The 24,804-nt window shown below is 67.9% G+C and carries 23 protein-coding genes, 1 tRNA gene and 1 pseudogene; 15 read left to right on the forward strand and 10 right to left on the reverse strand.

All coding sequences use genetic code 11. The annotated features are described in order from the left end of the window. Together L1066_RS17670 and L1066_RS27970 are read right to left on the reverse strand one after the other, a co-directional pair. Positions 1 to 276, reverse strand: a 276-nt coding sequence (locus L1066_RS17670) for a hypothetical protein (RefSeq protein WP_376707700.1), incomplete at its 3' end; no start/stop codon positions are given. Then, positions 185 to 550, reverse strand: a complete 366-nt coding sequence (locus L1066_RS27970; protein ID WP_235737541.1) for a hypothetical protein — start codon at positions 548 to 550, stop codon at positions 185 to 187. The genes L1066_RS17670 and L1066_RS27970, both read right to left, overlap by 92 nt. A gap of 137 nt (positions 551 to 687) precedes the next feature. On the opposite strand from L1066_RS27970, the pseudogene L1066_RS17680 reads away from it, so the two are divergent. Then, a pseudogene (locus L1066_RS17680) lies at positions 688 to 1,050 on the forward strand (thioredoxin domain-containing protein); the annotation flags it as partial. A 284-nt stretch (positions 1,051 to 1,334) separates the two neighbouring features. Then, a complete protein-coding gene (locus L1066_RS17685) occupies positions 1,335 to 1,622 on the forward strand; it encodes a tetratricopeptide repeat protein (RefSeq protein ID WP_235737542.1) in 288 nt (95 codons plus the stop codon). A gap of 27 nt (positions 1,623 to 1,649) precedes the next feature. Here the strand turns inward: L1066_RS17685 and L1066_RS17690 are convergent, their stop codons facing one another. From L1066_RS17690 to treS, 5 genes are read right to left on the reverse strand one after another with little or no spacing between them, the layout of a single operon-like run. Next, on the reverse strand, positions 1,650 to 2,543 hold the full coding sequence (locus tag L1066_RS17690) for an NUDIX hydrolase (RefSeq protein WP_235737543.1): 894 nt from the start codon (positions 2,541 to 2,543) through the stop codon (positions 1,650 to 1,652). A gap of 4 nt (positions 2,544 to 2,547) precedes the next feature. Further along, on the reverse strand, positions 2,548 to 3,756 hold the full coding sequence (locus L1066_RS17695) for a Dyp-type peroxidase (RefSeq protein WP_235737544.1): 1,209 nt from the start codon (positions 3,754 to 3,756) through the stop codon (positions 2,548 to 2,550). Next, entirely contained in the window at positions 3,756 to 4,376 is a 621-nt protein-coding gene (locus L1066_RS17700) for a copper chaperone PCu(A)C (RefSeq protein ID WP_235737545.1), read from the reverse strand. The genes L1066_RS17695 and L1066_RS17700 overlap by 1 nt, the downstream gene beginning before the upstream one ends. A 44-nt stretch (positions 4,377 to 4,420) precedes the next feature. Then, positions 4,421 to 5,185: a hypothetical protein gene (locus tag L1066_RS17705; RefSeq protein WP_235737546.1), complete on the reverse strand. Its 765-nt coding sequence runs from the start codon at positions 5,183 to 5,185 to the stop codon at positions 4,421 to 4,423. 23 nt (positions 5,186 to 5,208) lie between these two features. Then, a complete protein-coding gene (gene treS, locus L1066_RS17710; RefSeq protein ID WP_446499919.1) occupies positions 5,209 to 6,909 on the reverse strand; it encodes a maltose alpha-D-glucosyltransferase in 1,701 nt (566 codons plus the stop codon). A gap of 102 nt (positions 6,910 to 7,011) precedes the next feature. Here treS and L1066_RS17715 point away from each other — a divergent pair, with 102 nt between their 5' ends. The 5 genes from L1066_RS17715 (at position 7,012) to L1066_RS17735 (ending at position 11,176) form a co-directional block, all read left to right on the forward strand. After that, positions 7,012 to 7,791: an enoyl-CoA hydratase/isomerase family protein gene (locus L1066_RS17715; RefSeq protein ID WP_235737547.1), complete on the forward strand. Its 780-nt coding sequence runs from the start codon at positions 7,012 to 7,014 to the stop codon at positions 7,789 to 7,791. A 108-nt stretch (positions 7,792 to 7,899) separates the two neighbouring features. Next, on the forward strand, positions 7,900 to 8,217 hold the full coding sequence (locus tag L1066_RS17720) for a hypothetical protein (RefSeq protein ID WP_235737548.1): 318 nt from the start codon (positions 7,900 to 7,902) through the stop codon (positions 8,215 to 8,217). A 180-nt stretch (positions 8,218 to 8,397) separates the two neighbouring features. Then, entirely contained in the window at positions 8,398 to 9,237 is an 840-nt protein-coding gene (locus tag L1066_RS17725) for a DUF6801 domain-containing protein (RefSeq protein ID WP_235737549.1), read from the forward strand. Positions 9,238 to 9,452: 215 nt separating this feature from the next. Continuing rightward, positions 9,453 to 10,223 carry an electron transfer flavoprotein subunit beta/FixA family protein gene (locus L1066_RS17730; RefSeq protein WP_235737550.1) on the forward strand — a complete coding sequence of 257 codons (771 nt, stop codon included), beginning with the start codon at positions 9,453 to 9,455 and terminating at the stop codon, positions 10,221 to 10,223. A gap of 11 nt (positions 10,224 to 10,234) precedes the next feature. Then, positions 10,235 to 11,176 (forward strand): electron transfer flavoprotein subunit alpha/FixB family protein, encoded by a 942-nt coding sequence (locus tag L1066_RS17735; RefSeq protein ID WP_235737551.1) that lies wholly within the window; start codon positions 10,235 to 10,237, stop codon positions 11,174 to 11,176. An 89-nt stretch (positions 11,177 to 11,265) separates the two neighbouring features. Here the strand turns inward: L1066_RS17735 and L1066_RS27975 are convergent, their stop codons facing one another. Next, a complete protein-coding gene (locus L1066_RS27975; protein WP_235737552.1) occupies positions 11,266 to 12,756 on the reverse strand; it encodes a lysyl oxidase family protein in 1,491 nt (496 codons plus the stop codon). A 142-nt stretch (positions 12,757 to 12,898) separates the two neighbouring features. On the opposite strand from L1066_RS27975, the gene L1066_RS17745 reads away from it, so the two are divergent. Genes L1066_RS17745 through L1066_RS17765 form a run of 5 tightly spaced genes read left to right on the forward strand, consistent with a single transcriptional unit; the run spans position 12,899 to position 15,972 of the window. Then, positions 12,899 to 14,149, forward strand: coding sequence for a glutamate-5-semialdehyde dehydrogenase (locus L1066_RS17745; RefSeq protein WP_235737553.1), 1,251 nt, complete (start codon positions 12,899 to 12,901; stop codon positions 14,147 to 14,149). Between the two features lie 49 nt (positions 14,150 to 14,198). Then, a complete protein-coding gene (locus L1066_RS17750; protein WP_235737554.1) occupies positions 14,199 to 14,348 on the forward strand; it encodes a hypothetical protein in 150 nt (49 codons plus the stop codon). Between the two features lie 21 nt (positions 14,349 to 14,369). After that, complete coding sequence (gene nadD / locus L1066_RS17755) at positions 14,370 to 14,990, forward strand: nicotinate-nucleotide adenylyltransferase (protein ID WP_312008161.1); 621 nt, start codon at positions 14,370 to 14,372, stop codon at positions 14,988 to 14,990. Further along, on the forward strand, positions 14,987 to 15,361 hold the full coding sequence (rsfS, locus tag L1066_RS17760) for a ribosome silencing factor (protein ID WP_235737555.1): 375 nt from the start codon (positions 14,987 to 14,989) through the stop codon (positions 15,359 to 15,361). The genes nadD and rsfS overlap by 4 nt, the downstream gene beginning before the upstream one ends. Next, a complete protein-coding gene (locus L1066_RS17765; protein ID WP_235737556.1) occupies positions 15,358 to 15,972 on the forward strand; it encodes a histidine phosphatase family protein in 615 nt (204 codons plus the stop codon). Before rsfS ends, L1066_RS17765 begins: the two co-directional genes overlap by 4 nt. A 716-nt stretch (positions 15,973 to 16,688) precedes the next feature. Here L1066_RS17765 and L1066_RS17770 read toward each other — a convergent pair. After that, positions 16,689 to 18,110, reverse strand: a complete 1,422-nt coding sequence (locus L1066_RS17770) for an HNH endonuclease signature motif containing protein (RefSeq protein WP_235737557.1) — start codon at positions 18,108 to 18,110, stop codon at positions 16,689 to 16,691. A gap of 270 nt (positions 18,111 to 18,380) precedes the next feature. On the opposite strand from L1066_RS17770, the gene L1066_RS17775 reads away from it, so the two are divergent. Both L1066_RS17775 and L1066_RS17780 read left to right on the forward strand, forming a co-directional pair. Further along, positions 18,381 to 18,456 (forward strand) — tRNA-Ala (locus tag L1066_RS17775). Between the two features lie 1,085 nt (positions 18,457 to 19,541). Further along, positions 19,542 to 20,042, forward strand: a complete 501-nt coding sequence (locus L1066_RS17780) for a hypothetical protein (protein ID WP_235737558.1) — start codon at positions 19,542 to 19,544, stop codon at positions 20,040 to 20,042. Between the two features lie 77 nt (positions 20,043 to 20,119). Here L1066_RS17780 and L1066_RS17785 read toward each other — a convergent pair whose 3' ends face one another. Then, a complete protein-coding gene (locus L1066_RS17785) occupies positions 20,120 to 23,554 on the reverse strand; it encodes a hypothetical protein (RefSeq protein ID WP_235737559.1) in 3,435 nt (1,144 codons plus the stop codon). Between the two features lie 239 nt (positions 23,555 to 23,793). Here L1066_RS17785 and L1066_RS17790 point away from each other — a divergent pair, with 239 nt between their 5' ends. Beyond that, complete coding sequence (locus L1066_RS17790; protein WP_235737560.1) at positions 23,794 to 24,798, forward strand: FAD/NAD(P)-binding protein; 1,005 nt, start codon at positions 23,794 to 23,796, stop codon at positions 24,796 to 24,798. Positions 24,799 to 24,804 lie beyond the last annotated feature (6 nt).

Here is a 24,804-nt window from a genome sequence, read left to right on the forward strand (position 1 = left end):
CTCGGAGGACGCACGCCGGTGACGCCATCTCCACGCCGACGGCGGCGACGGCGTACAGGTCGGCGCGCGGGTCCGGGGTCGGCGCCGTACCACTGCTCGGGCGCCATGTAGCCGGGTGTGCCGATCGCCATCGACGCACGGGTCATCCGCGGCTCGTCGAGAGGGGCGGCGATCCCGAAGTCGGTCAACCGCACGTGCGGGCGTCCACCGCCGGTGGAGCTCGAGCAGGAGGTTGGCCGGCTTCACGTCGCGGTGGACGATGCCGGTCGCGTGCACGGCCTCCAGTGCCTGCAAGGTCTGGTCGAGGATCTCGCCGACCCAACGGACCCGGGAGTGCCCCGTGGTCGCGAAGGAGGTCGGCGACGGACCCGCCACGCACCATCGGCATGGTGAAGAGCACCCGGTCGTCCACGCCCGCCCAGGACTGGGGGGTCACCACGTGTCGGTGGTCGATGCGCATCGACTGCTCGCGTACGAAGCGGAGCAGCGAAGCGGCGTCGGACTGGCCCAGGATCTTGGCCGCCTTCACCTGACCGTCGGCGTGGATCACGGACGCACCAGACCGAGCCCATGCCGCCGGTAGGCGATCTGCTCGAGCAGCTCGTAGCGGCCAGCGAAGTAATCGGTCACGGCGCTGACCCTACCCATTTGGCGCATGCTCACCCCCCATCAGGGAAGATGGATGTCATGAGTCAGCAGCCGTTCTCGCGTCCCGGTGCCTTCGACCTCTCCGGCCTCGGCCAGCCTGCCCCCGGTGTCCCGGCGAACCCCGCCGGCGCAGCTGCAGGAGACCGTCTCGGCTCCGCCTACGCGGTGGAGATCGATGAGCAGAACTTCCAGTCGGTGCTCGAGGAGTCACGCATCGCCCCGGTCGTGGTCTTCTTCCACTCCGCCTCCCGCGCGCCGGAGAGCGCTGCGATGGCCAGCGACCTGGTCACGGTCGCCGATGAGAACGCGGGCCGCTTCCTGGTCGCCCTCGTCGACATCGATGCCGTGCCGCAGATCGCGCAGGCGATGCAGATCCCGCAGGTGCCGATGATGATGGTGCTGCTCGATGGTCGCCCGGTCACCCAGCCGGTGCCCGGTGCGCTGTCGATCGACGAGCTGCGCACCCTCTTCGGCCAGCTCACCCAGCAGCTCACGGCGCAGGGCATCGTCGACCGTCACCAGCCGCGTTCGCAGGCGGTGGCGGGTGACGAGGAGAGGAACTCGACCCGCGTTACGCTCCGGCCCAGGACGCACTGGCTGCTGGTGACATCGACGGCGCGGTCGCCGAGTACGAGAAGCTCGTCGACGCCAACCCGGCCGACACCGAGGCCGCCGCCGGCCTGGCGATGGCCAAGGTGCTCCAGCGCACCCAGGGCGTCGACCTCAATGCCGCTCGCGCTGCCGCGGCGGAGCGCCCCGACGACATCGCCGCGCAGACGATGGTCGCCGACCTCGACATGCTCGGCGGTCACGTCGACGACGCGTTCAACCGCCTGATCGACCTCGTGCGTCGTACCTCCGACGACGACCGCGACGCCGCCCGTACCCATCTGCTCGGCCTCTTCGCCGCCGTCGGGAACTCCGACGAGCGGGTCATCCGGGGTCGGCAGAACCTCGCGTCGGCGCTGTTCTGAGCTGCCGGGGCTGAGCCCGCAGCGCGCTCAGGCCCGGCCGGACTCCGTGTAACCGGGGCCGCCGTCGAGCGCTGCCAGCGCCGCCTCGATGCGGCGCGCGGTGAAGTCGGCCGCCCGGTCGCGGATCTCGTCGAGGGTCAGGAAGCGGGCCTCCCGGATCTCGCGGGCCTCGTAGATTGCACGGTCGAGGAGTGCGGCCTCGTGGACGCCCCCGTCGAAGACGAGGCAGACCGCGTCGTCCCAGCCGCCCCACGGCGGCAGCCAGTCGGTGAGGAGGAGCTCGCCGGCCGGCAGCTCGAGGCCGAGCTCCTCCTCGAGTTCGCGAGTGACCGCGAGCTTGGGTGACTCGCCGACCTCCACCACCCCGCCGGGCAGGTCCCAGTCGCGCTTGTAGGTGAGGTGGCACAGCAGCACCCGGCCCTCGGGATCGCGCACCAACAGCTGGCCGATGGCGCGCTTGCGCGGCAGGAACGAGTTGAGGAGCGCCCGGAACGACGAGGGGTCGCTCAGCGGGGGATCAGTGGCCATCCTCGCCAGCAGGACCTGCTCGGTCTCGCTCTGGTGACCGGGCACCAAGCGGCTGACACCTTCGCGGAGCAGGCCGGCCCGGGTGGCGACGCCGAGGGCTTGCCGGTTGTCGGCAGGCACCCGGGCCTCCACCCGTCCGAGCCCGCGTCCACCCTGTCCGGTCTCGGTCATCGCCCAGTCGGTGAGCAGGCGCAGGGCCCGGGTGGCGCTGCCACGACCGCGGTGCGCTTCCCCGAGCCGCCACACCAACCGACCGGTGCCGGCGCCGACGTGGTGCAGCTCGACGGTGCCCACTGCGGCACCGTCACGGACGACGGTGAAGGTCTCCCGGTCGCCATCGCGGACGTGGTCGGCGAGTCGGACGGTGCCGTCGGTCAGATCGGGGAAGGACACGGCCTCACCCTATGACCCCGTCCCCAAGCCAGCCGCCCTCCCGGAAGCCCGGAAGGACGGCGAACTCGGCCGAGCCGACCGCGGTGGTCCACTCGTTGAGGGCGTCGGACTCGTCGAGGCTCTGCTGGATCCGGGTGAACTGACGTTCCACGTCGACCTGGTAGGAGGAGAAGAGCAGGCCGGTCTCCACCCGGGTGCCGCGTGCGTCGGTCACCGTCTCGGTGAAGTTGGCACCGATCCGATGGATCCGGGCACCTCCGTTGAGGCTGGGATGGGCTCGCAACGCGTGGGCGTCACGGGCGATCACCCAGCGACCCTCCTCGCGGGCGTCCGGGTCGATGTCGGTGAGCTCCTCGCCGCCTGTCAGTGGTGCTCCGGTGGCCAGGTCGCGACCGACGGAGGCCTCCATCTCGACACGGGTCAGCCGCTCCCACTCATCCATGTCCATGAGGATCCGACGCACGACAAGGGTGGTGCCGCCCGTCCACGGGCCGCGCGGGATCCACACGGTCCGGTCGAACAGATCGGTGTCGGGAAGTGCGTTGGCCGATCCGTCGACCTGCGCGAAGAGGTTGCGCCCGGTCACCCTCTTGCCTGCACCGTCGGTGCCCCGCCAGGTGCCCGACTGCTGCCAGCGCACGGACGCGAAGGGGCGAGCGTCGCGCACCAGTGTGCGTACGGCGTGGGCCACGCTGGTGCCGTCGGCTCCACCCACGACCAGGACGAGGTCACCACCACTCCAGCGTTCCTCGAGTCGGTCGTGCTTCATGGCGGGGACGGCCACCAGCCCGGGCGCGTCCAGGCCGAAGCGGCGTACGGGGGCCCGGCCCAGGCCGACGGTGACGGTGAGCCGGGCAGGCTGGGACAGGTCACGGGCAGGATCGCCCGGCACTGCGCGTCCCTCCGCGAGGGCCACGACATCGGTGGTCCACACCTTCATCAGGCGTACGACGGCAGCGCGGTCGACGTCATCGTGCAGGTCGAGTGCCACCAGGGTGCTCGCTGCGGGAGGCGGGGCGGCGATGCCGGGTTGGTGGGCGCCGTACGGACTGATCACGGGGGTGGCCGCGATGCCGCCGGGGCTGCGCGAGCCACGATCACTCGATCGGGAGTCGAGCAGCGCCGCCGTGGCGGGAGCGGCGATCGCCGCTCCCGCCACAGCACTGCCCACGTGACCGAGCAGCTTGCGCCGCCCGATGCCACGGGTCTCCATCAGTGTTCGTGCCCGTCTTCCTCGACGACCTTGTCGTCACCACCGTGGGTGTGCTCCGGGGTGCCGGGCTCGTGGTAGTGCCCCTCCTCCTCGGTGAACTCCTTCACCGGGACGGTCACCGTGACCGAGCTGCCGTCGGAGAAGCCCAGGGTGAGGTCGATCTCCTCACCAGGGGTGAGCTCGCGGGTCAGGTCCATCAGCATCACGTGGTAGCCGCCGGGCTGGAGCAGCATGTCCTTGCCGGCCTCGATGACGATCCCGCCGTCGACCTGCTGCATGACCATGTCGCCGTCCTTCATGGCCATCTCGTGCAACTCGGTCCGTCCGGCCACATCGGTGCTGGCGCTCTCGAGCGTGATGTCCTCGTCGCTCGGGTTGTCGAGCAGCATGAACGCGGCGCTCATCGTCGAGTCGGTGCTGCCGACGGTGCCGCGGGCCCACGGTTCGGAGATCGAGATGCGGGCCGCGACGGCTTCGGTGGTCCCGTCACTGGGTGTCGACGAGTTGCTGGTGGTGCCGGACGCGTTGTCGTCGCTGTCGTCGCCGCAGGCTGCGAAGCCGGCGAGGGCGGCCACCAGGACGGCGGCCAGGGCGGTGCGGGTGGTCAGGGTCTTGCTCATGTGCGTGCTCCTCAAGGGCAGGCGGAATCGCGCTGCCTCGTGGGTCAGCGCGCGGGAAGGGGTGTGCTCGGGGCGAGGAGCGCCGGTGGACCGCGGTGGGAGACGACCCGGTGCACGAATGCGGGATGCGGCCTGGCCACCCTGAGGGCAGCGGTACGCCGCAGCGCGGCAGGAAAGCGTCGCAGTGCGGTCGTGATCGTGGCGGCAAAGACCAGCAGGGCCACGGCCTGACGGGGCGAGGCGGCGTCGACCCGATCGGCGCTGAGGGCGAGCAGGGTGGCCAGGGCGCGTTCGCCGGAAGCCAGCCACAGCGCCACGACAACGGCGGCCAGGGTGTGGGTGAGCACCATCAACGGGCTCGTGCCCACGAGGTGCTCCCACTGGTGGAGCAGGACCGCTGAGGGGTCGATGGCGGTGTGTCCGCTGGCAGCGGCGATCGCGTCCTGCCTCGCGGCGTACTGATCGAGGAGGGAACCGGCACCGGTGGGAGTCGCGACTGTCGGGCCGGCAGCGGTCTGGCTGACTCCGTGGCCGGCCATCACACTCAAGAAGGCGTGGAGCACCGCCTGCCCGCCGACGACGAGGGCCAGCAGACGCATCCGGCTGGCCGGGTGGTGCAGGAACCAGCGGACCACGACGGCCGTGCCCAGCAGCAGCCAGCCGAGGCTGGAGGTCGACGGCAGCAACCCGTCGGCGATGACATGGGAGAAGGCGGCGCACGACAGGATCACCGCTGCGAGCAGGAGCGCGCGCAGCAGCACCACGGGTGCGCCCAGGCGGCCTGCCGGGGGCGAACTGCTCAGCTGCATCGCCTCATCCTCCGAGCCGAAGTCTAGGCACGGCGGTCAGGCGAGTCGCAGCCAGTAGTAGCCATGGCCCCCAGGCTCAGTGCGTAGGGGGTGTCGGTGATCTCGGGGAAGGCGGTGCCGCCGAGCAGTTCCATCGGCGTGTGGCCCTTGTGGTTGCCGAGATCGAGCTCCGTGGCCTGCGGGAAGCGGGAGAGGTTGAGCAGGCACAGCAACACCTCGCCGTCGTGTTCGCGACGGAACGCCAACACGGCTTCGTTGCTGCCGCCGAGATCGGTGAAGTCACCCAGTCCGAAGGCAGGATGCAGCTTGCGCTGGTGCACCAGTCGGCGGGTGCGGTGCAGCAGTGAGGCGGTGTTGGCCAACTGGTGCTCGACGTTGGCCACCTCGAACCCGTTCCACGGGTCCTGGACCATCGGGAGCGGGAGTGCCTCTGCGGGTGCGGACGAGAAACCGCCGTTGCGGTCCTGGCTCCAGTGCATCGGCGTGCGGACGCCGTCCCGGTCACCGAGCCAGATGTTGTCGCCCATGCCGATCTCGTCGCCGTAGTAGAGCACCGGTGAGCCGGGCAGGGAGAGCAGCAGGGCGGTGAAGAGCTCGATCTGGTCGACCTCGTTGTCGAGCAGGGGAGCGAGGCGTCGCCGGATGCCCAGGTTGGCCTTCATCCGAGGATCCTTGGCGTACTCGGACCAGAGGAAGTCGCGCTCCTCGTCGGTCACCATCTCCAGGGTGAGCTCGTCGTGGTTGCGCAAGAAGGTGCCCCACTGGCAGTTCTCGGGAATCGCTGGCGTCTCGGCGAGGATCTGGGTGATCGGCAGTCGCGACTCCTGGCGCACCCCGAGGAAGATGCGCGGCATCAACGGGAAGTGGAAGGCCATGTGGCACTCGGTGCCGATCATCGTGCCGGTCTCGTCGGTTTCGGCGCCGAAGTAGTCGACCAGCTCGGTGGGCCACTGGTTGGCTTCGCAGAGCAGCACCCGGTCGGGCCAGCGCTCATCGACGAAGCGACGTACCCGGCGCAGGAAGGCGTGGGTCTCGGGAAGGGACTCGCACGCGGTGCCGTCCTCCTCGAAGAGGTAGGGGACCGCGTCGAGGCGGAAGCCGTCAACACCCTCGTCGAGCCAGAACGCCATGGCGTCGAGGATCGCGTCTCCGACGGCAGGGTTGGTGAAGTTGAGGTCAGGCTGGTGGTGGTAGAAGCGGTGCCAGAAGTACTGGCCGCGCACCGGGTCCCAGGTCCAGTTCGAGGGTTCGTCGTCGCAGAAGACGATGCGTACGTCGGCGTAGGGCTCGTCGGTGTCGGACCATACGTAGAAGTCTCCGTAGGGGCCGTCGGGATCGGAGCGGCTGGCCTGGAACCAGGGATGCTGGTCGCTGGTGTGGTTCATGACGAAGTCGAGGATGACCCGGATGCCGCGCCGGTGCGCCTCGGCCAGGAAGGCGCGGAAGTCGTCGATGGTGCCGGTGGCCGGATCGATCGCGGTGTAGTCGGCGACGTCGTAGCCGCCGTCGCGCAGCGGGGAGACGTAGAAGGGCGGTACCCACAGGCAGTCGACGCCGAGCCAGTCGAGGTAGTCGAGCTTCTCGATCAGGCCGTTGAAGTCGCCGATGCCGTCGCCGTCGGAATCGCGGAACGAACGCACCAGGACCTCGTAGAAGATGGCGGTGCGGTACCACTCCGGCTGGGGCGGTTCATTGCTGCCGACTGCTGGGAGATGGCCCGTCATGACGTGAGCCTTGCCGATCCCCGGGGCACGTTCAACTCAGGCGCGCCGCGCTCAGTAGGCTCGACGGCGATCAGTCCGAGACTTTCGCCGAGGAGGCACAGCATGGGTGAGTTCGTGAAGTTCGAGGTGGCTGACGGGGTCGGCACCATTCGGCTCGACCGTCCCAAGATGAACGCACTCAGCCGCGCGGTGCAGGAGGAGCTCCGCGAGGCGGCCACGGAGGCGACCCGACGCGATGACGTCAAGGCGGTCGTCGTGTACGGCGGCGAGCGGGTCTTCGCGGCCGGTGCCGACGTCAAGGAGATGGCCGACATGTCGTACGCCGACATGGTCAAGGAGTCGGGTGACCTGCAGTCCGCGTTCACCGCGGTTGCCCAGATCCCCAAGCCCGTCGTGGCTGCCGTGACCGGGTATGCGTTGGGTGGTGGCTGCGAGTTGGCTCTGTGCGCCGACGTACGGTTCGCGGCCGACGACGCGACCTTCGGCCAGCCGGAGATCCTGCTCGGCATCATCCCGGGCGCCGGCGGCACCCAGCGTCTCACCCGTCTGATCGGACCCAGCAAGGCGAAGGACATCATCTTCACCGGGCGGTTCGTCAAGGCGGACGAGGCACTCGCCATCGGTCTCGTCGACCAGCTCCACCCGGCTGCCGAGGTCTACGAGCGGGCCGTGGCGTGGGCCAAGCAGTTCGCCAACGCGGCGACCCTCGCGGTGCGTGCCGCCAAGCAGAGCATCGATGCCGGTCTGGAGGTCGACCTCACCACGGGCCTGGAGATCGAGCGTCAGCAGTTCGCCGGCCTCTTCGCCACGGAGGACGGCCCCATCGGCATGAAGTCGTTCGTCGAGAACGGCCCGGGCAAGGCCCAGTTCCTCGGTCGCTGACCCGACGAACCCCTCGCTTGCGCGCGTCGTCCTCGTTTTCCTGGACGGATGGGGCCCTGTGCTGGATAGGGTGCGGCGGACACATCCGATGAGTGAGAGGCGGGGACGGTGCGCAAGCAGATGGAACTGAGCACGGTGCGGGTACGTGTGGCCCAGCTGGTGTGGGCGTTGTGCGCGCTGGCCGCCGTGCTGCTCGCTCTCGGAGCGCTCACCTATGCGCTGAAGGCCAACTCCGACAACGGCGCCGTGACCTTCATCAGGGACGCGGCCGGGTGGCTCGACCTCGGGATCTTCGACGTCGACAACGGTGTCAAGCAGTTCTCCGGGGACTCCGCCGAGACCAAGAACGCCCTCTTCAACTGGGGACTTGCTGCCGTCGTCTGGCTGATCGTCGGTCGGATCGCGGACCGACTCATCAGGCCCTGACGTCGCGGGGCAGGGTGATTGGGTCAATTGTCCCTGAATTGGCGTGTGACCCTTCCCACATGCGTCATTTCGTGATCTAGTTACCGGCGGGTCACGAGGGTTTCGGTCTCGGCAGGAGACCACTTGGCGACCTCTGGCGGCGTTCAGCCGCCGCCGGTTGATTTGGGAGGATCAAACCGCATGCGTCAGATTCATCTGCGTCGTTTCGCTGTCGGAGGCGCCGCCGCCGCGCTCGCAGTGAGCGGGCTCGTCATCACTTCGCCGGCCCACGCCGACAGTGCTCCGTTGAACTACACCTGCGAAGTGCCGATTCTCGGCGCCCAGCAGTTCGTAACCACGTTGTCCGCCCCGGCCACGGTGGAGGTGGGTGCCCAGCCCACCCTGAACGCCGATGTCGAGGTGCCTGAGGGCCTGGTGAGCAGCCTGCGCGACCTCCTGGGAGGGAAGAGCGTCATGGGCGACGCCGACGCGCAGGTCATTGCCAACGAGACGCCCGCCACGGCGTCCCTGAAGATCCCCAAGACGGCGGTGCCCGCGTCGGGTTCGTTGGTCGTGAAGGCGTCGGGCAAGCTGGCGCTCCCCGGCAGTGCCGCAGTCGGCTCCACGGCCGCTCTCGTTGCCGGTGACTACACCGTGAACCTCACGGTGAACACCGACGGCGACCCGTTGGGGCCCCTGGCGGTTCCGTGCACCCTCGATGAGGGACAGGACAACGCGATTGGCACCGTCAAGGTCGTCAAGGCTGGCTCGAAGTCCAAGGTCACGGCCAAGGGCAAGAAGGGCAAGGCCGTCGTCAAGGTGAAGGTCGCCTCCACCACGTCGGTCAAGGCGACCGGCAAGGTGAAGGTCACCCTGAAGGGCAAGAAGAAGGTCACCAAGAACGTCAAGGTGAACAAGAAGGGCGTCGCCAAGGTGGCGGTCAAGAAGCTCAAGAAGGGCAAGTACAAGGTCACCGCGAAGTACGCCGGCGACAAGAACGTCAAGGCCTCGACGGCCAAGGGCAACGTGAAGGTCAAGTGACCTGATCGTCCTCACGGCGACCCCGTTCGGCTTCGGTCGGACGGGGTCGTCGGGATTTTCGACAGTACTTTGTGACTTATCGCATCGTGGGCTGTATTCCGTGACCTGATGACTACCTAGTAGCCTCCACGATGCTGGCCGCACTGCGGTTCAGGAACCGACTGCACACAGGAGGGGCCGTCCAGGCCACAACCACCATGAACATTGTTGTCTGCGTGAAGCACGTGCCCGACGCCACCGCCGACCGGCGGTTCGAGTCGGACAACACCGTCGACCGAGTTGGCGTAGACGGGCTCCTGTCGGAGCTCGACGAATACGCCGTGGAGCAGGCTCTCCAGATCAAGGAGAAGCTGGGCGACGACTCCGAGGTCACCGCACTCTGCATCGGGCCCGAGGGCGCCGTTGACGCCGTTCGCAAGGCCCTGCAGATGGGTGCCGACAAGGGCGTCATCGTCTCCGACGACGCCATTGCCGGTTCCGACGCGCCTGCGACCTCCCTCGTCCTGGCCGAGGCCATCAAGAAGATCGGTACGCCGGACCTCGTCGTCTGCGGCATGGCGTCCACCGACGCCGGCATGAGCGTCGTCCCGGCGATGCTCGCCGAGCGGCTCGGTCTGCCTCAGGTGACCTTCGCCTCCGTGGTGGAGACCCAGGGGGACCAGATCCGCGCGAAGCGTGACGGCGACGCCGCCACCGAGGTCATCGGCGCGACCCTTCCGGTCGTCCTGTCGGTCACCGACCAGACCGGTGAGGCCCGCTACCCGTCCTTCAAGGGCATCATGGCCGCCAAGAAGAAGCCGCTCGAGACCTGGGCGCTCGGCGACCTCGGCGTGGATGCCGGCCAGGTCGGCCTCTCCGTCGCCTGGTCCTCCGTCGAGGAGACCACCGCCCGCCCGCCGCGCACCGCCGGCGAGATCGTCAAGGACGAGGACGGTTCGGGCGCCAAGGCGCTGGCCGAGTTCCTCGCGTCGAAGAAGTTCATCTGAGGAGTTTGAACATGGCTGAAATTCTGGTTCTGGTTGACCACGTCGACGGCGCGGTCAAGAAGCCGACCCTCGAGCTCCTCACCATCGCCCGCCGTCTCGGCGAGCCGTCGGCCGTCTACATCGGCTCCGGCGACGCCCCGGCCGAGGCGCTGGCGAAGTTCGGTGCCGAGAAGGTCTATGCCGTCGACGACGCGCAGATCAAGGGCTACCTCGTCGCCCCCAAGGCCGAGGTGCTCCAGCAGCTGGTGGAGAAGACCTCTGCCGGCGCCGTGCTGATCCCCTCCTCCGCGGAGGGCAAGGAGATCGCGGCCCGCCTCGCCGTCAAGATCGACTCCGGTCTGATCACCGACGCCGTCGACGTGCAGGCCGGTCCGGTCACCACGCAGTCGGTCTTCGCCGGCTCCTTCACGGTGCAGGCCAAGGTCACCAAGGGCACGCCGATCATCACGGTCAAGCCCAACTCGGCCGCTCCCGAAGAGGTTGCCGGCGCCGGTGCCGTCGAGGCCTTCGCCCCGACGATCTCCGACGCCGCCAAGGCTGCCCAGATCGTCGCCTCGCAGCCGCGCCAGTCCACCGGCCGCCCGGAGCTGACCGAGGCCGCCATCGTGGTCTCCGGTGGTCGTGGCACCGGTGGCGACTTCTCCGCAGTCGAGGCCCTGGCCGACGCGTTGGGTGCTGCAGTCGGTGCCTCGCGTGCCGCGGTCGACTCCGGCTGGAAGCCGCACACCTTCCAGGTCGGTCAGACCGGCAAGACCGTCTCGCCGCAGCTCTACGTGGCCAACGGCATCTCCGGTGCCATCCAGCACCGCGCCGGCATGCAGACCTCGAAGACCATCGTCGCGGTCAACAAGGACGAAGAGGCTCCGATGTTCGAGCTCGTCGACTTCGGCGTGGTGGGCGACCTCCACACCGTGCTCCCGGCCGTGACCGAGGAGATCAACAAGCGCAAGTGACGCGCTGATCCTCACTTCACGCACGACACAGGACGCCGTGGCCCGATCGGGCCACGGCGTCCTCGTGTCTTCGGTCAGGGGCGACCGGGTCAGTACATGTCGCCGGAGTATCCGCTGTCGTCGATGATGCCGACGGGGAAGACCTTGACCTTGCGGTTGGCTCCCTTGCCGCTGAGCTTGACCTTGCGCAGCGCCACGTTGTTGGTGGTGTCGGACTCGACGAGGTTGCCCTCGGGGTTGCCCTCCACCGCGATGTAGTAGACGCCGTTGGGCAACTTGTTGACACGGAACGCCTGCCCGGCACGGAACTGGGCGTAGGTGTCGCCCGAGCCAGCGGCCAGCACCTCACGCAGCGAGACCGAGGAGCGGTCGCCGCAGTCGGTGGCGAGGTCGGTGTTGTCGGGGCGCCAGTCGGCGCCGTCCACCGTGTAGTCGATCGCGTCGGTGTTGGCCAGGCAGAAGGACTCCTTGCGGGAGCGCACCGCCTCGGTCTTGTCGGCCCGCAGCAGGGTGTAGCGGGCGAAGTCCTCGAAGTGCCAGTGGTTGTGGGTGGCAGCCTTGTGCCAGATCATCGTGCCGACCTTCTCGTACCCGGTCTGGTTGCCGTCGGCGTCCACGAAGTACTGGTAGGCATCCATGATGTCCTTGTTGCCGCGCCGGAAGCCGTCGACGAGCATCGGGCTGTTGCCGGCGTTCCACACGGTGGCGGAGAACCTCAGGTTCTTGCCGTTGCGCGACAGGCCGATGCCGTAGGCGGGGATCGACTGCAGGTCGGGCAACGGTCCGGCGGGAGCACCCGCGCTGTCGGCGGTGGGCTTGGCCGCGGGCTTGAGTGTCGTCGTACGACGCTGCTGTGTGCGTGGTGCGGTGCGGTGGGCGTGCTCCTCTTCTTCACTCCACTTCTTCACCACGAGGCGGAAGGTGTGGGTGGCGTCCGAGGCGGAGATGCCGAGTGCCTTGCGCCACTTGGGGGTGATGGTGGCGGTGACGTCGTACTTGCCCTTGCCGACCTTGAGATGGCCGATGGCCTCCGAGACGTTGCTGATCCAGCCCTGCTGGATGCCCTGGACCGAACCGATCGTGAACGGGTTGTAGGGGCATCCGTCGGGATACGGGTTGCGCAGTGGCGCGTCAGGGTTGCTGCGTTGGGTGCTCCACGAGTTGAGGCAGACGTTGCGCTTCTTGGTCTGCACCAGCTTCCCCATGGTGTTGCGGACCTCCACCTTGAGGAACTTGCTCAGACCGTCCCAGTCCTTCTGGATGCCGTCTGGCAGGGCAACTTCGCCGTCGGGGGAGTGCCACACCGTCGTGAGGGGGCTCTTCCAGTCGGCACGGTGGGTGCGGATCTCCATCGCTGCGTCCGGTGCCGACAGCGCGAGACCGTAGTCGCCTTCGGCGCGCTTGGCCTTGCCGTAGGTGTAGACGACTGCCTTCTTCGCACCCTTCAGGACCAGCGGCGAGCTGTCGGCAGCCGTGTCCGGCGCGACCGCATGGGCTGCCTGCCCGGTCGAGTGGGCGGCACCGGGTAGGACGAGACCGAGCGTCGCGAGTGCGGCGATCGGGAATCCGAGACGTTTCACGCTTCCTCCTTCGTGAGTGGGGAGAGTTCCCACACCGGGTAGACGCGTCACCGGGGCTCCAGGTTGCTTGTCGGACCGAACTATTTCTGTGCCGGGTGAGACGAAAGCCGCGCGAAGGGCGTCGCTGACTAGGCTTGTGGACATGAGCACCGAACAGGAAGTCGTCGACGCTGCCCGGCGGGCCCGAACTGCCAGCCACGCCCTCGCCCTCGCCACGCGCGCCACCAAGGACGCAGTGCTCCACGCGATGGCTGACGCCCTGTTGGAGTCCTCTGGCCCGATCCTTGCGGCGAACGCAGAGGATGTGCGCCGTGCCGAGGATGCGGGCACGGGTGCCCACATGATCGATCGGTTGCGTCTCGACCGGAGCCGCCTCGAGGCGATGGCTCAGGGACTGCGCGACGTCGCCGGCCTGCCTGACCCGGTCGGTGACGTGGTGCGCGGCAGCACTCTCGCCAACGGGCTGGAGATGCGTCAGGTCCGGGTGCCCTTCGGCGTGATCGGCATGATCTACGAGGCTCGTCCCAACGTGACCGCCGATGCGGCAGGCATCTGCCTCAAGTCCGGCAACGCCGTCCTGCTGCGTGGTTCCTCGAGCGCACGCTCAAGCAACGTGGCGATCGTCGAGGCGCTGCGCGGTGCGGTGGAGAGTGCGGGGCTGCCGGCTGACGCGGTGCAGCTCGTCCCGGGAGACAGCCACGAATCGGTCAAGCACCTGATGCGTGCCCGCGGCCTGGTCGACGTACTCATCCCGCGGGGCGGCGCCGGGCTGATCCGCAGCGTGGTGGAGGAGTCCACGGTGCCCGTGATCGAGACCGGAACCGGGAACTGTCATGTCTATGTGGACGCCGGCGCAGACTTCGCCAAGGCGCTCGACATCGTGATGAACTCCAAGACGCATCGCACCAGCGTGTGCAACTCGGCCGAGGCGTTGCTGGTGCACTCCGCGATCGCCGACGAGTTCCTGCCGACCGTCATCGAGGCCCTGCAGGAGGCCGGCGTCGAGATCCACGGTGACGACAGGTTCGGCGAGTACGACGGCATCACCCCGGTCAACGACGAGTCCTACGCCGCGGAGTTCCTCGGCCTGGAGATCTCCGCGAAGGTGGTCGCCGACATCGACGAGGCCATCGCACACATCCGTGAGTTCAGCACCGGTCACACCGACGCGATCGTCACCGAGGACCAGAGTGCGGCGCGCAGGTTCGTGGCCGAGGTCGACTCCGCTGCCGTGCTCGTCAACGCCTCGACGCGCTTCACGGACGGTGGGGAGTTCGGCTTCGGTGCGGAGATCGGCATCAGCACGCAGAAGCTGCACGCGCGTGGACCGATGGGTCTGCCCGAGATGACCAGCACCAAGTACGTCGTCACCGGCGACGGCCACATCCGCTGACCTCCGGCCCGTGGCCTGACTCCCGAACCGATCAATTAGGATCTGCACCATGTCGCTGACCTCCTTCGTCATCACCGCGTCCGAGTCCACCGGTGACCCGGCAGTCAACCCGTTCGTCATCGGTGGCATCGCGCTCGGGACCCTGCTGTTCTCCCTCTTCGTGCTGCTGATGATCGCTGGCGGCCGAGAGCACAGCTGAGCCACATGAGCTGCCCCGCCGGTGAGTGATCAGGAGCCCGGACGCCGTCGGATCGGTGTCATGGGAGGCACCTTCGACCCCATCCACCACGGCCACCTGGTGGCGGCGAGTGAGGTGCAGTCGTGGTTCGACCTCGACGAGGTGATCTTCGTCCCCACCGGGGCGCCGTGGCAGAAGTCCGATCGGGTCGTGTCGCCGGCCGAGCACCGCTATCTGATGACGGTGATCGCGACGGCTTCGAACCCGAGGTTCGGGGTGTCGCGCGTCGACATCGATCGCATCGGGCCGACGTACACGATCGACACGTTGCGCGACCTCCAGACGCAACATCCTGACGCGGAGCTCTACTTCATCACCGGTGCAGATGCGCTGGCCAACATCTTCACGTGGCGCGATGCGCGCGAGCTGTTCGAGCTCGCGCACTTCGTGGGATGCACCCGCCCCGGCTACGAGATGGACCCGTCGATGCTCACCGACATCCCTCCCGAGCAGGTGACGCTCGTGGAGATCCCGGCGCTGGCGATCTCGTCCACCGAGTGCCGCAAACGCACCATGCGCGGCGAACCGGTCTGGTACCTCGTGCCGGACGGCGTCGTCCAATACCTGGCCAAGTACGACCTCTATCCTGCGGAGAACTCATGACTGCCACAGACCACGCCCTCGGCCTCATCCACGCGGCGGCGCTGGCAGCCTCCGACAAGCTCGCACAGAAGGTCGTCGCCTTCGATGTCTCCGAGCAGCTTGCCATCACCGATGCCTTCCTCCTCGCCTCTGCCGGCAACGACCGGCAGGTGCGTGCGATCGTCGACGAGGTCGAGGACAAGCTCCGCGAACTCGGCGCCAAGCCGATCCGTCGCGAGGGACACAAGGACGGGCGCTGGGTGTTGCTCGACTACGGCGACATCGTGGTGCACGTGCAGCACGAGGAGGAGCGTGACTTCTACGCTCTCGAGCGGCTCTGGAACGACTGCCCCGCGATCGACCTGCCCGAAGAGGCACGCGGAGAGCAGTGAGCCGCCGCATCGTCCTGCTGCGCCACGGACGGACGGCCTGGAACTTCCAGCGCCGCGTCCAGGGTCACGTCGACGAGCCGCTCGACGAAGTCGGGCATGCCGAGGCACGTGCCGCTGCGTCGTGGGTCGCCGGCTTCGAGCCGTGCCTGCTGTGGACGTCTGACCTCGTGCGCGCGCGGGTGACCGCTGAGTACGCCGCCGAGGTGCTCGGGCTGCCGGTGCACGTCGACGGACGGCTCAGGGAGTTCAACTTGGGGGAGCGGGCCGGACTGACCTGGGACGAGTACCGTGGCCAGTTCCCCGAGGAGTTCGCGCAGTTCCGACGCAGCGACTTCCGGTTGATCCCCGGCGCCGAACAGGTACCCGATGTCGCCAAGCGGATGTGCGAGGCGCTCAACGACGTCGCTGCCGGACTTCCTGAAGGTGGTACGGCGCTCGTCGCGTCGCACGGCCAAGCAATCAAGGCCGCCGTGCTCGCGATGACAGGGCAGCCGGTCGTGCTCAACGCGCTCGGAAGCCTGCCCAACTGCAGTGTCGCGGTCCTGGCCGAGACCCGGACCGCGCCAGCCGGATGGAGCCTCGCAGCCTTCGCGCTCACCGCACCCGCCTGACGCCGCCCTCCACCAGAGCCCGCCCCCATTGGTCGAGCTGGCACCCCGGTGGTCGAGCCCGTGCCCCGTTGGTCGAGCTTGTCGAGACCCCTGCCGCATCCTCGCTGGTCGAGCTTGTCGAGACCCGCGCCACCGTTGGTCGAGCTTGTCGAGACCCCTGCCGCATCCTCGCTGGTCGAGCTTGTCGAGACCCCGACCCGGGCCGTGCCGTCCGGGGCAACCTCCGTCGCTGGGGCGGCGCGTCGTGCGCGCGGCTCTTTGGGTGGGTTGCGTTGGGTGGGCGCCCGCCGCGGCCAAGCCCCTTGACGCTCCGTCGGCAACCCCGGACGTCCCACCCCGGCCCTGTGCGCCGTTGGTCGACCTGTACGCCGTTGGTCGAGCTTGTCGAGACCTTTCCCCGCGGGTCAGAGCTGGTCTCGACAGGCTCGACCACCGGGATCCTGTTCGCGAGCCCATGGCATCCCCGCCGGTCGAGCTTGTCGAGACCATTGCCGCACCCCGCCGCTCGAGCCCGTACGCCGTTGCCCGAGTCCCTACGTCGGTGGTCGAGCCCGTACCCCGTTGGTCGAGCTTGTCGAGACCCCTCCGGTCGGTGTGTGGGCGTGCCTGTGCCCCGGGAGACGTGTGTTCTCCCGGGGTGGGCGGGTGGTGCTTGTTCGGCAGGCGCTGCTTGTGCCCCGTGCTGTTGGCCGATGGCTGGTGGTGCTCAGCGGGGCTCAGCTGGTGTCGCTGGTGTCGTGGGTGCCTTGTGGGGTGACCAGCCAGGTCCTGCCGTGCTGGCTGGTCCAGATATACGTTCCGTCCCTGGCCCGGCGATAACGCCACCTACCGTGGGTCTTCATCAGGTGGTGACGCCGACACAACGGCGCCAGATTCTCGGGCCGGGTTTGCCCGGGCGGACCACCCTCACCAAGTGGAAGGTAGGGGTCGATGTGGTCCAGGTCGGCGTCCCAGCTGGAGCGTTCACAGTTGGGATACACACAGTGCGGGTCACGCAACCGGACCAGGGTGTCCATCCATTCGGGTGGATCATGACGATCCACCGCATCGGTCCTGTTCAAATCGACCACCGGGGTGATGGTCGCAAGCGAACCGTGACGGGCCAGCCAGTCGCGTAGCTGGGTGGTGAGGACCTGCCCCAACCGGTCGGTGGAGGCGATGCCGTCGCCGTCCAACCCCAACTCGTGGGGGTCGAGGCCCAACGCGAACAGGTCCGCGAGGTTGACGTGGGCCATCACCCGCAACCCACGACGGCGTCCGAACGGGCCTGGGGTCGTGGCCAACCGACCCGGCTTCACCCCGACCACCGGCTCGCCCACCACCGGCTCGCCGCCCACCGCCGCAGTGTCGTCGGTGAGCCGCCCGATCGCTTTGGCACGGCGTTGGTCGATGGTGTCGGTGTCACCCAGACGCCGCATCGTCTCGGCCTCGGCAGACAACAAGTCCATGAACCTGGTGAGGTCCAAGGATTCACCGACGGCCTGCAACTCGGAGGTGCCGGCGATGCCGCCGGCTCCTTCTTCGTGTCCGGCGTGGGGGTGGTGCAGCCACACACCCCAATCAGCCTTGCCCTTCGCCGCGCTGCGGTCTTTGACCAGTTCGGGGTGGAATTTGGCGATGGCCATCGCCAACCACTTCTCGATCGTGGGCCAGCCGGTGAGGCCGGTGGCGGCGAGGTGGTCGTCGAACCACCGTGCCGCCTCATAGGACAGTTTCCTGGTGAGCAGGGCGACGCGGCGGGCGTTCCACCCCGGCATCTCCAGGGCCTCGACCTTCGCCCACAACAGCGGCAACCGGTGCACCAGATCCAGGGCATCGGCGACCAAAGCGAACCCAGCAGCACGCGAGATCCCGGCCGATGCGGCGAGCTCCTCCACCGCGAACAGGGCGACATCAGGGGTGCCGTCACCCGAGATCCTGTCTTCACAGTCGGAGGGAAACAGGGTCTCGTCACCCACCACCGCCTTCGGGTGCTCCGGAGACGGCGGGTGCAGGATCGCCCACTGATAAGCCAACCGCAGCTTGCTGCGGACCATCTTGAGTTCAACGACGCGGTTCTCAGCCATGAAACCAAGCAGGGTCCCGCCATCGAGGTCAGAGACCTCGTACGGCTGGTGACGGGCGTCGATTTCGATCATGGAACCAGTCCAACATTTGGCTCCGACACAACCTGGGGCACCGGGACTCAGGCTGTGGACAACCACCGGCCGCACTGCCGGAACGAGGTCTCGGCGGGCTCGACCAACGAACGGTCTCGGTGGGCTCGACCTCCGGGTGGGCGAGGCGAGGTGGTCTCGACAGGCTCGACCACCGGATGGGGCGGTGGGTGGGGGCCCGATTTCACATCTGGATCGGGACATGGTTAGTATTCTCGACGTTGCGGGGCCGGGAACGGCCACGAAACAGATGGGGCTGTGGCGCAGCTGGTAGCGCATCTGCATGGCATGCAGAGGGTCAGGGGTTCGAGTCCCCTCAGCTCCACCAACACGTAGGTCACGGGCCGTGCTTGAGTCCTTAACAAGGGGTCGAAGCATGGCCCGCTGGCGTTTCCCAGCACTTTGACTGGATCTTCAATCTCCGCAGGGATCACGTTCGGCGAGCATCGGGTGCTCTCGGATCGGGTCGTGCACCTGATCGGCTTGACTCGTACGACCATGGACGCGTCCAGGGCTACGTCCTGTCCCTGGCCGATGACCGGCTCACGATGTACGCAATCGCAGACAGGCTCTACTTCGACCACGTGGTCCTGATGCACCTACGCGACAATCTCGTCGGTTCGTGACCAGCACAGCGCCTACGTCGACCGTGCGGTCGCCAGCTTCGGTTCACCGGTGGCAGCCTTCACTTGTCCGACAGAGGCTACGACCCGCGACTTGCCTCTCATGGCCGCTGAGCTCCACCCCTTCATGATCGGTCGACTGCGGACGGCTGGAGAAAGCGCATCGCGCATCGCCTCCTGCGTGCTGACGGGACCTGGGTGGACGAGATCGACAAGTGGAACTACGACCAGATCGCAAGCACTCAAATCGGCGGTCGCTGCACCGATTCTCCAGCCGCGTTCGGAGATCCGTGCCCCGACGATGCAGCGACGAGGGGAGGCGTCACGCCGTCCGACGCGGAATCCTGAACGCCGTGAAGTGACGATCCCATCGAGGGACATGGCAGACCTGTGGGCTACCGACTGTCGCTGGGATCCACTCCCCAGAGACGGACGAGTCCGCTGCGGCCAAGGTCGCCACACTCCGCGTAGACGACGACAGTCTGATCGGGGGTGGCTCGTGCACGAGCCCAGCCGAGGATCTCCTCCACATCGGTCACGTCGGACAATCGATACTCTTCGCAGTGCCACATCAACTCTGTCGGCGCGACGCCAGCGGGCGCGGGTGGTTGGTGCCAGAAGTAGACCCGGTAGGCCGGCCGGTCCACTTCCCACTCGATGTTTCGCGGGTCCACGCCCTCAACGATCACCCGCAGATCCTACGGCGGGAATGCGCTGCCTGAGACGAACCCGTGCCGCTCACGGTTCGCTCCGGCCGCTTGGCAAGGGGAGTCGCCGATACATTGGGCCGGTGAATGTTCTGGGACTGCGGCGGGTCGAGCATCGCGTCCCGAACCTCGACGACCAACCGGACAGCCACGTCGTCAGTTGGGACTTCACCATCGACGGGATCACCCTCAACGAACTGCACCAGGATGACAACGTAGGAATGCTTGGGGGCATGGATGAGGAGTTCGCGAAGGAGAACCTTCTGCGGTTGCTCGGCGAACCGGTCCCGGCGCCGACATTCGAGATCCAGTGGTATCGAAAGCCGAAGCGCATCCTGGGTCTCTTCCCTCGATCCGGCGTCCCGTACGCCGTGTCAGAAAGTGCATTTCGTGACGGGCGCGTCGGTCTCACCTACTGCTTCTGCGGCGATATGGACTGTGGAGTCCTGTCGGCCAGCATCGAACTCACCCCGGCCTGGGTGGCGTGGCGTGAGGTGGCATTCCAAGTCACCTACGAAGACGCCCCGCAACGGGCCGCTCACGCCGGGCTGCCGACGTACGTCGCCGCGTCATGGTGGGTGTGACGTCAGCGACCTGACCTGTCCCGCAGAAGAGATGCTCCTTCCCTGGCGTGACGACTGCGAGCCCGTCGAGTCGGCTGCTAGCGGCAGCGGTTGGAGAGGATGGCCAGGTCTGCCTTCGCCTCGCGCACCTTCGTCTGGGTGTTGCGGACCTTCTTCTTGAGCTTGGTCACCTTCTGGCTGAGTTTGCGGACCTTCTTCTTGGCCGCTTGCTTCTTGGCCGGCTTGCTCGCCTTCTTCTTCGCCACCTTCGCGGCCTTCTTGGCGACCTTGGCCTTCTTCAGGCGCTTCTTGAGGGTGGTGAGCTTCTTCTTCACCTTGGCGAGCTTGGCCTGCGCGGCAGCCGTGGCGCCCGGCTCGACCACGCAGCCTGGATCAGTTGTCTCGTCCAGCACGAAGGCCACCAGGGCCAGCCGGTCGATGGTGGTCTGCAGCAAGGGGTCGGCGCGGAACTCCACCGGGGGCACCGGATCCGTCGCAGTACCCTTGATGTGGTCCGTGATGTGTCCCTCCAGAGCCGTCAGACGCGCGGTGGCGGTGGCGTTGAGCACGTCCTGTGGGTTGATCGACTCGGTCTTGCTGTTGTCGTGGGCATCGATCCACGGACCCTGCAGATCGCCCTCGTCATCGATGAGGTCCTCGGTGCCCGCAATGAGGCCGCGCAGTTCGCCGTCCACCAGCAGATCAGCAGGTACGCCGACCTCCAGGTAGGACTGGATCAGGCGCTTGGTGGCATACAGCTCGGCGGCGGCCGACTGCGCCGGTGAGCCGCCGGCCCTGGTGAAGGTGTTCTTCACGGCGGCATAGACCTCGTTCTGCTTGGTGCGCATCCAGCCGTCGACCATGCCGGTGATCTCGCCCTGGATGTCTTGGTCGTCGTTGGTCCAGTCGAAGCTCGGCCCGTTGCTGCCCCACTTCTGCTGCAGCGTCAGCTCGGGCGAGGTGCCGGCGCAGGTGTCCTCGACGTCAGTGACCCAGTCGTCCGGGTCGAGCGAGCCGCCGTCGTCGACGGTGGTGATCGTCTTGCAGATCTCCTGCTCGGGCCAGGTCCGCTGGGCATGCGCCAGCCACCTGCCCTGGGGAGTTCCAGCAGTGTGGGTGTAGTCCCACCGCACCTTCGCGTTCGGCTTCGCGAAGAAGGTGTCGGTCGTCGTCGTGATGATCCGACCGAAGCGACCGACCCTGGTGACCTTGATGTCATGGCGCTCGTCGACATAGCTGGCGTCGGCGCACATGTTGACGACGCCGATCCTGAGCGCCACGGCGACCGTGACCTGTGGGGGCACGTGGTCGGCATAGGACAGCCCCGGGCCCAAGGGCAGCTGCTGATTCGACGTGCAGGGACGTGTCGGGTCTCCGGTTCCGACCTTCAGATTGGTGTTCGCAAGGACCGGAGCCGGCACGGACTGGCGGGGTCCCTTCCACAGATCGACCCCGCCGGGCACGGTGTCCAGCACCGGCTGCATCGCCGCGCGCACAGCGCCGTCCACGGCCCGCCAGTCGGTGCGGTACTCGAGGAGGAGCGAGTTGAACAGCGCGCTGCCGGTGCCGCTGGCCGCGTCCTCGGCGTGGATCTTGGCCAGTGCGGTGCGCAACTTGACCCCTTCGGTCCGCACCTCCGCGAGGCGTCGCCGCCAGGTCGGGGTGACGAACTCCGGATTCTCCAGCATCAGGAGCTCCAGCGCCCGCGCTGAGAGCGCCCAGTCGCGCGGGTTGACCAGGCTCCCAGCGCTCGCGAGCCGGGTGCCGCCGGCTTCGGCCGCGTACTGGCTGAGGAACTCGACGTTCATGTCGAGCGGGTTCTCGTCCAACTGGTGCGCGATGCTCACTGCGTCGTAGCTGGCGGCGACCGGAGCCATCGCGACGGCGTCCTTGGCCGAGCTGGTGGCACCGGTGTAGAAGAAGCCGGCCCAGTCCTCGAACTGCTGCAGCAGCATCGGGGCGCCGGTGCGTTCGCGATAGCCGATGGCGGAGTTGATCGCCTGCGCCACCTGGCGACCCTCGACAGCGCGGAAGCTCGTGAAGAGGCGGGCCTCGAGGCGGATCAGGGAGGACTGCACGTTCACCAGGTTCGACTTCACCTCGCTGAGGTCGGCGTTGACGTCGCCGAGGGCGACGAGGATCTGGTTGAGACCGTCGGTCATCGCCGTGAAACCGGTGTTGAGGGCAAGGTCGATCCGGTCGAAGCGCTCGTGCATCTCCTGCCTGAAGTCCTCGATCTGCACCGTGAGGTCCTCGAGCGCCACCAGGACCGGGTCGGGAGCCGGCTGGGAGCTCGAGTCGTCGAAGAGTCCGAAGACCCCCATGATCCCGCCGATCAGGTTGCCGGCCGCCGCGACCCAGTTGCCGCTCACGACGTTCATCACGCCGTTGAGGACGTGGGTCCCGATCTCGATCAGCTGGTTGGCCGTCTTGGTGACGACCTTTCCGACCTCCTCGATCTGCTTGGCGGCCTCCGGGTCGAACTTGTCGACGATCCACACCGAGAGCTTGAGGACCGATTCCGTGGTCTTGACGACGTCCTTGGCTGTCGAGAGGTGGCCCTCCCACTGCTTCTTGACCTGCTCACGTCGTTGCTCGGCGGTGAGCTTCTCCTCAGGCGTCTTGGCCTTGGCGACGGCCTCTTCGGCATCAGCGAGCGCTGCTGCGGTCCTCAGCGCCGCGGCGTTGGCCACGCCGAGGCCGTCCGGCCCGTTGAGAGCCTTGTCCGCCTCGGTCAGTGCGTCCTGGCCCGACATCGTGAGGGTCTCGCCGCTGATGCCGTCAGTGATCCCGCTGGCCCCGGCCAGGTCCGGATCGGCGACGCGTTGCTGGATGCTGGAGGAGGTCGTGGACTGACCGGATTCAGCGGCCCACTCCTGGTCACGCGCCTCGGCGTAGTAGCTGTTGATCGCGGCCTGTCGGAACGAGTCCCGTGCCACCTCGTCGCCCGAGAAGTAGCCGTAGTCGCCCAGTCCGCTCCAGATCTCCTGGGTGGGGCTGATGGCCAGCAGCGACTTCTCGTCGGCCTGCTTGACCAAGGACTCCTTGACGACCTTGCGGGCGGCCCGCTTGGCCTTCTCGGTCTTCGCCGCCTGGGCGGCCTCCTGCTCAAGCATCTCCAGGTAGTGACGGACACGGAAGATCCCGGACACGCGGTCCGGGCCGGTCGGGGCCTCACCGTCGGCGGCGGCCCTGCTGGCAGTCTTCTTCGCCGCGGCCCGCTCAGAGGCCGCAACCTCGTCCATGTCGGCACGCATCTGCTCGATCTCCGCACGCGCTTCAGCGACCGGCAGCTGCGGCTCCAGCTCATACATTGCCTGCAGCACACGCTCCAGGACCGCCTCGCGCGGATTCTGGTTGAGGCGGGACATGTCGCCGGCGACGAAGAGCGCCTCGTGCAGTTCCTGACCCGAGATGGTGACGACCTCGTCGGCGTGAGCGGGGGATACGGGCAGCACCGTGAGGGTGGCGGCCGGAAGTGCGGCGAGGGCTGCCAACGCGGCCAACCGCTGGAGGGACCGAGAGATCTTCATCCGTGACCTTCTGTGCGGGTCGCGCTGAGACAGCGTCGACCACCGGGTGGGCCTTGCACGGTAGCGACGGGGGTGGCGGGTTCGCGTCGGCCAAAGGAGGACAACCGAAGTCAACCTTTCGGTGACGGTCGGCCGGTCGCTGATGCCCTGAGCAGTGGCGATTCGCCGACCCCGAGACGTCACTCGTCCTGTTAATCTATTGAGTCGGGAGAGTTTATGAACTTAATCTGGAGGTTGCGATGTTCGAACCCGCCTGTCCCGGTGGCGCCCGCCCGCGGATCGTCGTGATCGGTGCCGGCGCCGGGGGCACCCTGACCGCCCTGCACCTGGCCCGCAGCGCACGCCGCCGCACCACCCCCGTCGACCTGGTGCTGCTCGACCCGACCGACCGTTGGGCGCGGGGCGTCGCATTCGGGACGCCGGACGAGGACCACCTGCTCAACGTGCCGGCGTCCGGCATGACCGCGTTCCCCGAGGAGCCCGGTCACTTCGTCTCCTGGCTGGCCCGCGAGCAGCAGGGCATGGGGGATCCCAACGCGTTCGTGCCGCGCCGTTGGTTCGCCCGCTACCTCGACGACGTGCTCACCCAGGAGCTCGCAGCCGCCGACGACCTGGTCACCGTCCAGCACCGGCGACTGCTCGCCACCGGCATCGTGCGTGACGGCGAGGGATGGGCGGTTGTAGGCAAGGACGGCTCCCGGATCGCGGCAGACGCGGTCGTGGTGGCCACCGGCCTGCCCGAGGTCGGTGCCCGCTGGGCGCCTGCCACGTTGCGCGACTCCGCGTTCTTCGTCCCCGACCCGTGGGCCCCGGGCGCGCTGGACGTCATCCGACGTGACCGGACCGGACCCAGCGACGTACTCATCGTGGGCACCGGGCTCACCATGGTCGACGTCGTCCTCTCCTCTCGGGCGCCGGCAACCGCCCCGATCGCCGGCTCCTTGCCGTCTCCCTGCAGCGGCCGGCTGCCCCGCCGCCACCTCGTCGAGCCCAAGCTGGCCGTGATCCCCGACATCGCCGACTGGCCGCACGACCTCGACGGCCTGGTCGAGCGGGCCACGCGGCACCTGAGGGACGTGCGCACGAGCACGGGCGACTGGCGTCCCGCCGTCGACGGCCTGCGGTTCCGCGTGGCCGAGCTCTGGAGCCGGCTCGACGACGAGGGACGTGCCGCGTTCCTGACGAGGGTCGCCGCCGAGTGGGAACGCTCCGCCACCGGATGCCACCGTCCAGCGCGCTGCTGATCGAGT

The organism is Nocardioides alcanivorans (genome assembly GCF_021555175.1).
GTDB lineage: Bacteria > Actinomycetota > Actinomycetes > Propionibacteriales > Nocardioidaceae > Nocardioides > Nocardioides alcanivorans.

Bases quoted from the DNA above. Each gene is read 5' to 3' on its own strand.
- L1066_RS17685 (WP_235737542.1), top strand. From the start codon at position 1,335: ATGGCCAAGGTGCTCCAGCGCACCCAGGGCGTCGACCTCAATGCCGCT.
- L1066_RS17695 (WP_235737544.1), bottom strand. From the start codon at position 3,756: ATGGAGACCCGTGGCATCGGGCGGCGCAAGCTGCTCGGTCACGTGGGC.
- L1066_RS17700 (WP_235737545.1), bottom strand. From the start codon at position 4,376: ATGAGCAAGACCCTGACCACCCGCACCGCCCTGGCCGCCGTCCTGGTG.
- L1066_RS17705 (WP_235737546.1), bottom strand. From the start codon at position 5,185: ATGCAGCTGAGCAGTTCGCCCCCGGCAGGCCGCCTGGGCGCACCCGTG.
- treS (WP_446499919.1), bottom strand. From the start codon at position 6,909: ATGACGGGCCATCTCCCAGCAGTCGGCAGCAATGAACCGCCCCAGCCG.
- L1066_RS17715 (WP_235737547.1), top strand. From the start codon at position 7,012: ATGGGTGAGTTCGTGAAGTTCGAGGTGGCTGACGGGGTCGGCACCATT.
- L1066_RS17725 (WP_235737549.1), top strand. From the start codon at position 8,398: ATGCGTCAGATTCATCTGCGTCGTTTCGCTGTCGGAGGCGCCGCCGCC.
- L1066_RS17735 (WP_235737551.1), top strand. From the start codon at position 10,235: ATGGCTGAAATTCTGGTTCTGGTTGACCACGTCGACGGCGCGGTCAAG.
- L1066_RS17745 (WP_235737553.1), top strand. From the start codon at position 12,899: ATGAGCACCGAACAGGAAGTCGTCGACGCTGCCCGGCGGGCCCGAACT.
- L1066_RS17750 (WP_235737554.1), top strand. From the start codon at position 14,199: ATGTCGCTGACCTCCTTCGTCATCACCGCGTCCGAGTCCACCGGTGAC.
- rsfS (WP_235737555.1), top strand. From the start codon at position 14,987: ATGACTGCCACAGACCACGCCCTCGGCCTCATCCACGCGGCGGCGCTG.
- L1066_RS17770 (WP_235737557.1), bottom strand. From the start codon at position 18,110: ATGATCGAAATCGACGCCCGTCACCAGCCGTACGAGGTCTCTGACCTC.
- L1066_RS17785 (WP_235737559.1), bottom strand. From the start codon at position 23,554: ATGAAGATCTCTCGGTCCCTCCAGCGGTTGGCCGCGTTGGCAGCCCTC.
- L1066_RS17790 (WP_235737560.1), top strand. From the start codon at position 23,794: ATGTTCGAACCCGCCTGTCCCGGTGGCGCCCGCCCGCGGATCGTCGTG.